Source organism: Chryseobacterium sp. 2TAF14 (genome assembly GCF_052115105.1).
GTDB lineage: Bacteria > Bacteroidota > Bacteroidia > Flavobacteriales > Weeksellaceae > Chryseobacterium.
Genome location: NZ_JBFRGA010000019.1, coordinates 21,889 through 29,209, shown reverse-complemented (window position 1 = coordinate 29,209; position 7,321 = coordinate 21,889). Strand labels below are relative to the sequence as shown.

General features: G+C 34.3%; 6 protein-coding genes. 4 read left to right on the top strand and 2 right to left on the bottom strand.

Features of this window, described 5'->3' with window-relative positions; translation table 11 throughout:
* Positions 1-232: 232 nt before the first annotated feature.
* Positions 233-976 (top strand): LytR/AlgR family response regulator transcription factor, encoded by a 744-nt coding sequence (locus AB4Y90_RS04085; protein ID WP_441556138.1) that lies wholly within the window; start codon positions 233-235, stop codon positions 974-976.
* 57 nt (positions 977-1,033) lie between these two features.
* Here AB4Y90_RS04085 and mnmA read toward each other — a convergent pair whose 3' ends face one another.
* Positions 1,034-2,221, bottom strand: coding sequence for a tRNA 2-thiouridine(34) synthase MnmA (mnmA, locus tag AB4Y90_RS04080; protein WP_441556137.1), 1,188 nt, complete (start codon positions 2,219-2,221; stop codon positions 1,034-1,036).
* 152 nt (positions 2,222-2,373) lie between these two features.
* Between mnmA and AB4Y90_RS04075 the strand changes: the two genes are divergently transcribed.
* Entirely contained in the window at positions 2,374-2,901 is a 528-nt protein-coding gene (locus AB4Y90_RS04075; protein ID WP_441556136.1) for a hypothetical protein, read from the top strand.
* A gap of 211 nt (positions 2,902-3,112) precedes the next feature.
* On the opposite strand, the gene AB4Y90_RS04070 is transcribed toward AB4Y90_RS04075, so the two are convergent.
* Positions 3,113-5,644, bottom strand: coding sequence for an ATP-dependent Clp protease ATP-binding subunit (locus AB4Y90_RS04070; RefSeq protein WP_441556134.1), 2,532 nt, complete (start codon positions 5,642-5,644; stop codon positions 3,113-3,115).
* A 151-nt stretch (positions 5,645-5,795) separates the two neighbouring features.
* On the opposite strand from AB4Y90_RS04070, the gene AB4Y90_RS04065 reads away from it, so the two are divergent.
* On the top strand, positions 5,796-6,023 hold the full coding sequence (locus AB4Y90_RS04065) for a uroporphyrinogen decarboxylase (protein ID WP_441556133.1): 228 nt from the start codon (positions 5,796-5,798) through the stop codon (positions 6,021-6,023).
* A complete protein-coding gene (locus tag AB4Y90_RS04060) occupies positions 6,020-7,117 on the top strand; it encodes a glycosyltransferase family 4 protein (RefSeq protein WP_441556132.1) in 1,098 nt (365 codons plus the stop codon). Before AB4Y90_RS04065 ends, AB4Y90_RS04060 begins: the two co-directional genes overlap by 4 nt.
* Positions 7,118-7,321 lie beyond the last annotated feature (204 nt).

Here is a 7,321-nt window from a genome sequence, read left to right as displayed (position 1 = left end):
ATTAAGAACTATTAAGATTAAAGAATAATTAAGTTGAGCTTCGCTTTAAGCGTTGCTGAATAAAATCTTCTGATTTTCGCTTAAAAATATCTTAAAATTTTAAATCCCTTATGATTTAAAATTAATAGAATATTTAAAAGATTTTATATTCTAAAATTTTTAATATCCTTTTTGTGTAAAGAAAAGATTTAATTATTTTTATTTAAAATTAACTAAAACTAAAAGCCAAATAATGATTAAAACAGTCATCATTGAAGACGAAAAACCTGCAGCAAGAAAATTAGAAAGAATGCTGAGTCTTTTTCCTGATTTAAAGTTGGTTGCCAACCTAGAATCTGTAGAAGAAGCGGTAAACTGGTTCGCCGGAAACGAGCATCCGCAGCTTATTTTTTCAGATATCGTTTTAGGAGACGGTCTTTCGTTTGATATTTTTGATAAAATTTCTACAAAAGCTTTCATTATTTACACAACGGCTTTTGATCAATACACTTTAAAGGCTTTTAAGCTCAACAGTATCGATTATCTTTTAAAACCTATTATGGAAGAAGATCTTGCAGGAGCTATTGAAAAATTCAAGTCATTTATTCCTTCAGATCAATCGGTTAATTCGCAGGAGATTAAACAGTTAATAAAAAAAGAAAAAACTACGCTGTCGAGAATTTTGGTAAAGATCGGCTATAATCTGAAAATTGTGCAGACTCAGGAAATCAGCTGTTTTTACAGTGAAAATAAAATTGTTTACCTGCAGACTCCGGAACGGGTTTATCCTTCAGAATTTACTTTAGATGAATTGACTGATGTGCTTGATGACAAGAAGTTTTTCCGCGTCAACAGGCAGTTTATTATCAATTCAGATTATATCAAAAATATTCATACTTCTCCCAATTATAAAGTGGAATTAAACTTTCAGCCAAAAGAAGAAATTACGGTAAGCCGTGAAAGGGTAAAAGATTTTAAAGATTGGCTTGTTAATTAAAATAAAAGAGGCTTGAATTTCTTCAAACCTCTATTTACAATTATTTCTGAATTTTCATTACGAAATTACTCCGCTTCCAATCAATTCGTCATCAATGTACCAGGCTGCAAATTGTCCTTCAGCAATCGCAGATTGTGGCTGATCGAATTCTACGAAAAAACTATTTTCAAACTGATAAATTGTTGCTTTCTGAAGTTCCTGTCTGTAACGGAATCTTGCCATTACTTCCATCGATTCTCCATTTTTTAATCTTAAATCTTCACGTACCCAATGCAGCTCAGCATTATCGATTTTCAGCGCTTTTTTATGCAATCCCGGGAAGCTGTGACCTTCGCCTACGAAAATAATATTGTTTTCCATATCTCTCGATACGATAAAACAGCTTTCTTTATGTCCGCCGATTCCTAATCCTTTGCTTTGTCCGATCGTGAAAAATTGAGCACCTTGATGCTTTCCGATTACTTTTCCGTCGGCTTTTTTATAATTAATTTTTTGAGCTAAAAATTCTAATTCTTCCTCTTTAGATGAAAAGCTTGGCGTTTCCTGTGCGAAAAGGGGAGAATCTTTGAAAATTTCTACAATTTCACCTTCTTTCGGAACCAATTGCTGTTGCAAAAATTGGGGAAGGCTTACTTTTCCGATAAAACAAAGTCCCTGAGAATCTTTTTTATCTGCAGTTACCAAACCAATTTCTTTGGCAATTTCTCTTACTTCCGGTTTTGTCAGTTCACCAATCGGAAATAATGCTTTTGACAACTGATCCTGATTCAGCTGACAAAGAAAGTATGACTGATCTTTATTATTGTCTTTTCCTGCCAACAAATGAAAAATTTCTTTCCCGTTTTCATCAAAAGTAGAATCTACTCTTGCGTAATGTCCTGTCGCTACTTTGTCAGCACCTAAAGACATTGCCGTTTTCATAAAAACATCAAATTTCACTTCTCTGTTACACAAAACATCAGGATTCGGAGTTCTGCCTTTCTGATATTCATCAAACATATAATCAACGATGCGTTCTTTATAAAGTTCGCTCATATCGATCACCTGAAACGGAATTCCCAGTTTTTGGGCAACCATTAAAGCATCGTTACTGTCCTCAATCCATGGGCATTCATCTTCCAAAGTTACCGAAGCATCATTCCAGTTTCTCATAAAAAGAGCCACGACTTCGTGCCCTTGCTGTTGCAGCAAATACGCTGTAACACTCGAATCTACGCCTCCGGAGAGACCTACTACTACTTTCATATATTCAATTTTACGAAACTCTTAACGGGAGTTCTTAGTTGAGCCGCAAAATTACGATAATCCTATTCACAAAAAAAATGATAATTTTATGCATTGATAAAAACGATAGCAACACAAAATCGTTTTAAATATTCACCCAAAAAATATTTAATATGAAAAAACTTTTTATTTCTTCATTTATCCTGATTTCCGGATTATCATTTTCTCAAATATCTGTAGGAACACCAACTGCTGAAACCAATAAATGGACTTTCGGCGGCGGTTTAGGCGTTGGTTTCGGAAGCAACTCTTATTTTAATTTACAGGTTGCACCAAGAGTAGGATATCGTCTGACAAATGATTTGGAGGCTGGTTTAATCGGAAGTGTTTCCTGGCAGACTTCAGATTTTTATAAATCAACGATGTTTGGTTTTGGTCCTTTTGTGAATTATTATTTTGCAAGATCTTTCTTTGTGAGTGGGAATTTACAGCATTTTTTCATTAATTATGAAGATAAATATTATGATTTCAAAGACGATCAGCAGGAAACGGCTCTTTATTTAGGAGGTGGATATATGCAGCAAATCGGTAATAATTCTTTTATGCAGATTGGTTTGATGTACAATGTTCTGTATAAAGAAAACAGCAGCGTTTTTTCTGGTGGATTGATTCCTAGTGTGGGTTTTGTGGTGGGACTTTAAGATATCCCGCAGATTTCACAGATTTTCACAGATGATTGAGAATAGAAATCTAAATCTTTAAATTATATTCTCGCAGATTTTGCTGATTACGCAGATTTTTTTAACAATATGATCTGTGAAAAATCAGTGTAATCTGTGGGAGAAAATTCAACATAAAACAAAAAAGCATCGAGAATTTCCCGATGCTTTCATTATTTATTTTAAAAATTGATTATTGAGAAGATTTCTCAGCCGATTTTTTAGGCTTTGAAGTTTTTCCTTCTAATCCGTCTTTAGCTTCATTTAGATCTAAAGTTACCGTTTCGCCTTCAGTTAATTGCTTGTTTACCAGCATTTCTGCCAATAAATCTTCAATATACTTCTGAATCGCTCTCTTCAATGGTCTTGCTCCGAAATCTTTGTCCCAACCCTTTTCTGAGATGAAATCTTTGGCTTCCGTTGTTAATTCAACTTTGTAACCTAGCTTTTCAAGTCTTCCGTAAAGTTTAGCCAATTCAATATCAATAATTTTCTTGATATCGTTTTGCTCAAGAGAATTGAAGATAACGATGTCGTCAATTCTATTAAGGAATTCTGGTGCAAATGCTTTTTTAAGGGCATTTTCAATTGTACTTCTTGCTCTTGAATCTGAAGTAGTTTTCTTAGCAGTGGTTCCGAATCCTACGCCGTCACCAAAATCTTTAATATCTCTTGTTCCAATGTTTGAAGTAAGGATGATAATTGTATTTCTAAAATCAATTTTTCTTCCTAAACTGTCAGTAACGTGACCTTCATCTAAGATCTGCAACAGAATATTGAATACATCCGGATGCGCTTTTTCAATCTCATCTAAAAGAACGACTGCATAAGGTTTTCTTCTTACCGCTTCAGTTAACTGACCACCTTCTTCGTATCCAACGTATCCCGGAGGCGCACCAACTAATCTTGAAACGGCGAATTTTTCCATATATTCACTCATGTCAATTCTGATCAATGCTTCGTCAGAATCAAAAAGTTCTCTTGCCATTACTTTTGCAAGCTCGGTTTTACCGACACCGGTTGTTCCTAAGAAAATGAATGTTCCGATCGGTCTGTTTGGATCTTTCAGTCCGGCTCTGTTTCTTTGGATTGCTTTTACAACCTTTTTCACAGCGTCTTCTTGTCCGATCACTTTTCCGTTCAGGTTATTATCCATTCCGGCTAATTTATCAAGCTCATTTTTACCGACTTTGGTTACAGGAACCCCGCTCATCATAGAAACTACTTCAGCTACATTTTCTTCGGATACCGTTTCTTTTTTCTCTTTTACATCTTTATCCCATTGATCCTGTGCAGAATTCAGCTCCATTTGCAAACGCTCTTCTTCATCTTTCAGCTTTCTGGCTTCAAGATAATCCTGCGCTTTTACGGCTTTTTGCTTAAGTTCTTTGATGTTTTCAATTTTCTTTTCAAAATCGATGATGGCTGTAGGAACTTTCATGTTTTTAATATAAACACGAGATCCGGCTTCATCCATCGCATCAATCGCCTTATCTGGTAAAAATCGGTCTGTAATGTATCTTGATGTCAAATTGACACAAGCCAGAATTGCTTCTTCCGTATAAACTACATTGTGATGCTCTTCATATTTATCTTTAATCTGATTCAGAATCTGAATCGTTTCATCGATAGAAGTTGGCTCCACCATTACTTTCTGGAATCTTCTTTCTAAAGCTCCGTCTTTTTCAATATACTGACGGTACTCATCCAAAGTAGTAGCTCCGATGCATTGAATTTCACCTCTTGCTAAAGCAGGTTTAAACATATTGGAAGCATCTAAACTTCCTGTAGAACTTCCCGCTCCGACAATTGTGTGCAGCTCGTCGATGAATAAAATTACATCACGGTTCTTTTCAAGCTCCGTCATGATGGCTTTCATTCTTTCTTCGAACTGACCACGATATTTTGTTCCGGCAACCAAACTTGCAAGATCCAGAGTGATCACTCTTTTACCAAAAAGAACTCTCGAAACTTTTTTCTGCTGAATTCTTAATGCTAAACCTTCAGCGATGGCAGATTTACCAACACCAGGTTCACCAATCAATAGCGGATTGTTTTTCTTTCTTCTTGATAAAATCTGAGAAACTCTTTCAATTTCTTTCTCACGGCCGATTACAGGATCTAATTTTCCGTCTCTTGCCAAAGAAGTAAGGTCTCTACCAAAATTATCTAAAGTAGGAGTTTTACTTTTTGAAGAGCCTAAATTACCTGTCGGCTTTCTCATCTGCTCAAATTCTTCTCTGTCGTCATCATCGTCGTACGCAGAGTTTTGAGGAGCCTGCCCCGAATTTTTAAGCATCGTTTGATACTCTCTTGAAACTCCTTCATAATCAATATCGTAAGCTCCTAAAATACTTGAAGTAGGATCTTCATATTTATATAAAATGCCTAAAAGCAAGTGAACGGTATTAATCTCGTTGCTTTTATATTGTCTGCATTCTAATTCTGCACGCTTAATGGAATGATCTGCCATTTTAGTGAATGAAATATTGGTAATTTCTTCAGAAATAGGATTTAGACTTGCAGTATTTAAAGTTTCAATTTTTCTTCTGATCTGTGTTAAATCGGCATTAAGCCCTTGAAGGATTTCTTTTGCAGAGTTTTCTGTTTTTATAATACCTAAAAGTAGATGTTCTGTATTAAGAAATTCACTTTTCAGCCTTTTAGCTTCATTTTTGCTTTGCTTGAACACTTGGCTCAAACCTTGTGAAAACTTATAATCCATAATATATCTCGTTAGAATAAAAGCAGAATTGCTTTATATTCAATATCTAAATTACAAATATTTTACCAAAAAACAATTAATGACTTTATGGCAGAAAAATATTTTTTATCTTATTGAAAATGACTAAGTTTGTCGTCCTCAAATATTTCTTATGAATCCCGAGATTGTCAATTACATTGGTTATGCCGCGTCAGTTTTTATCGTTTTGAGTTTCATCCTTAAAGATTTAACCAAAATAAGGATCGTTAATTTGATAGGCTGCATTTGTTTTGTGGTTTACGGAATCTTCAATGGAATGCTTTGGCCGGTTATCATTCCGAATGGTATTATTTGTCTTGTTCAGGTATATCATTTACTGACTGCAAAGAAAAAACAATGAGCCGAAAAAAAATCCTTATTTCCGCATTCAGTAATCTTTACACCGATCAGAGAATTGAAAAAGTATGCCGTACTTTACATGAAAACGGCTATGAAATTGAACTCATCGGAAATAATTGGGGTGGGGAAGAAGTAATGACTCGTCCTTACAAATTTTCCAGAATTTCGCTTGTTTCTAAAACCTTAAAGACTGCCTATTTTGAATTTAACTGGAAGCTTTACTGGGAACTTTACGGAAAAGCAGGGCAGAATACCATTCTTTATGCCAATGATCTGGATGCTTTGCTGCCCAATTATCTTTTAGCTAAAAAATTAAATATTCCGTTAGTTTTCGACAGTCATGAAATTTTTTCTGAAATGCCTGCTATTCAGGGTAGAATGTCTCAAAAATTATGGCGTTACCTGCAGAATAAAATCGTTCCGAATTTAAAATTCATGATTACGGCAAGCGGAAGCTATGCAAAATGGTTTCAGAATAAATATGGAATCAATGCAACTGTTGTGCAAAATGCGCCGAGAAAAATTGATTTTTCAATAGAAATTCCTGAAAATAACCCGAAAATACTTTTGTATCAAGGTGCGATTAATCCTTTTCGGGGGATTGATAAAGCTATTTTGGCAATGCATCATCTTGAAAATGTTATTTTTAAAATTGCCGGTGACGGACCTAAAAAAAAGGAGTACGAAGATTTAGTTATTAAAGAAAACCTTCAGGATAAAGTTCAGTTTTTAGGAAAATTGCTTCCGGAAAACTTAAGAGAAATCACATTAACCGCTGATGTTGGGATGAGTATTGAAGAAAATGGTGGCGAAAGCTACGAATTTTCACTTCCGAATAAAGTTTTAGACTGTATTCAGGCGAGAGTTCCTTTGATTCTATCTCCGCTTCCGGAAATGCTGCATATTAAAAATCAATTTGACGTTGGTGAAATTATTCAAGATCATCAACCGGAAAATATCGCAAAATCAATAAATTTAATTTTAAAAAAAGGAAGAAAAAACTATCAATCAGAATTGAAAAAAGCCTCCCAAATTCTTTGCTGGGAAAATGAAGAAGTAAAATTGCTGGAAGTTTTTGAAAAAGCGTCTCTCTAATTTTACCGCAAAGTCAGCGAAGATTATTAAAATGAATTATATTTTAAAGTTAAACGAATGTATTTCACTTATCAAGGTAAAAAAATCATTGTTTAACCTTGTGTTTAAAAAACAAAATTTAAATCTTTCAAGAATTATTTTAAATAGTTGTTTGTACTAAATCTGTTTTTAATTATCTTTTTTAAATTAATTATCTTTGCAGAA

Excerpts from the sequence above, each read along its gene's own strand:
- AB4Y90_RS04085 (WP_441556138.1), top strand. The coding sequence starts at position 233 with ATGATTAAAACAGTCATCATTGAAGACGAAAAACCTGCAGCAAGAAAA.
- mnmA (WP_441556137.1), bottom strand. The coding sequence starts at position 2,221 with ATGAAAGTAGTAGTAGGTCTCTCCGGAGGCGTAGATTCGAGTGTTACA.
- AB4Y90_RS04065 (WP_441556133.1), top strand. The coding sequence starts at position 5,796 with ATGAATCCCGAGATTGTCAATTACATTGGTTATGCCGCGTCAGTTTTT.
- AB4Y90_RS04060 (WP_441556132.1), top strand. The coding sequence starts at position 6,020 with ATGAGCCGAAAAAAAATCCTTATTTCCGCATTCAGTAATCTTTACACC.
- AB4Y90_RS04075 (WP_441556136.1), top strand. The coding sequence starts at position 2,374 with ATGAAAAAACTTTTTATTTCTTCATTTATCCTGATTTCCGGATTATCA.
- AB4Y90_RS04070 (WP_441556134.1), bottom strand. The coding sequence starts at position 5,644 with ATGGATTATAAGTTTTCACAAGGTTTGAGCCAAGTGTTCAAGCAAAGC.